The following is a 1,366-nucleotide window of genomic DNA, read 5'->3' as shown; positions in this document are numbered from 1 at the left end:
GGGAGTTGACCCCGGATCTTGGACACGTTGAATCCCGCATCTGTGCGGGAGGAAGCGAGATGATCAAGACATGGCCCGAAAGCACTATTCGGAGAAGTTCCGCAGAGACGCGGTCGAGTTGTACGAGTCCACGCCGGGGGCCACGGTCCGCGGTATCGCCGCCGATCTCGGCGTTGAGCGCGGCACGTTGCGTGGGTGGTTGACCACCTACGGCACGGGTCGCAAGACCGCTGCGGACGGCAGGGCGACGCAGAGCCCGCTCAAACCGCGTCAGGGGCCGGTGGTCACCGAGGATGGCCCGGAGTCTGTGGAGGCCAAGGTGGCGCGCCTGGAGGCCGAGAACGCCGCCCTGCGCAGCGAACGGGCGAAGTTGACCACCGAACGCGAGATCCTGCGTCAGGCGGCCAAATATTTCGCCGGGGAGACGAACTGGTGAGCCGCTTCCAGTTCGTCGCCGACCACCTCGACGCCTACCCGGTGAAGTGGCTATGCGACCTCCTCGAGATCGCGTGTTCCTCGTTCTATGCCTGGCGCAAAGCCGCCCCGACCCGGGCCCGTCGCGAAGAGTCTGATGCTGTTCTGGCCCAACGTATTCGAGAGATTCATGATGAGGACCGCACCTGTGGTGCACCGCGGATCACGGCCGAGCTCAATGACGGGGTGCCACCGCAGGAGCGGGTCAATCACAAGCGGGTGGCGCGGGTGATGGCCGAGCATGGCATCGTCGGCTATCGCCGACGCCGCCGGGTCATCACCACGATCCCCGAGCCTGCCGACGAGAAGGTCGCTGACCTGGTCAAACGGGACTTCACCGCGCCGGCGCCCAACCAAAAGTATGTCGGAGACATCACCTACCTGCCGTTGGCGGATGGGACGAATCTGTACCTGGCCACGGTCATCGATTGCTATTCGCGGCGCCTGGCCGGCTGGGCGATCGCTGACCACATGCGCACCGAACTGGTCACCGAGGCGCTGACCAATGCCCAGCTGACGCGGGGTAGTTTGGCCGGTGCAATCTTCCACAGTGACCACGGAAGTGTTTATACCAGTAGGGATTTTGCGAAACACTGTAACAAACTGGGGGTGACCCAGTCGATGGGCGCGGTCGGCACGAGCGCCGATAACGCGCTGGCGGAGTCATTCAACGCGACTCTCAAGCGTGAGGTCCTGCAAGATGACCGCTGCTGGCCTGATGCCGTGACGTGCCAGCGGGAAGTGTTCGGCTGGCTGGTGCGGTACAACATGCGCCGCCGCCACTCCTGGTGCGGCTATCTGTCACCCGTCAACTACGAAAACCGTTACAGTGCTACACTGTTGACCGCTGCATGAATCCCACCCAGTGTCCAAGATTCGGGGTTAAGGCCGC

1 protein-coding gene is annotated in these 1,366 nt (G+C 63.5%); it reads left to right on the top strand.

Annotated elements, in window-relative coordinates:
* The first annotated feature begins 70 nt into the window (after positions 1-70).
* Positions 71-1,329 (top strand): IS3 family transposase gene (locus ACIGKQ_RS25340; protein ID WP_396575184.1). Its coding sequence is split into 2 segments (ribosomal slippage): positions 71-416 and positions 416-1,329, totalling 1,260 coding nucleotides; the frame shifts between segments, so codons are not numbered across the junction.
* Positions 1,330-1,366 lie beyond the last annotated feature (37 nt).

It is taken from the genome of Gordonia sp. NPDC062954 (genome assembly GCF_044543825.1).
GTDB lineage: Bacteria > Actinomycetota > Actinomycetes > Mycobacteriales > Mycobacteriaceae > Gordonia > Gordonia tangerina.
This window is presented reverse-complemented; position numbering and strand designations above follow the sequence as displayed.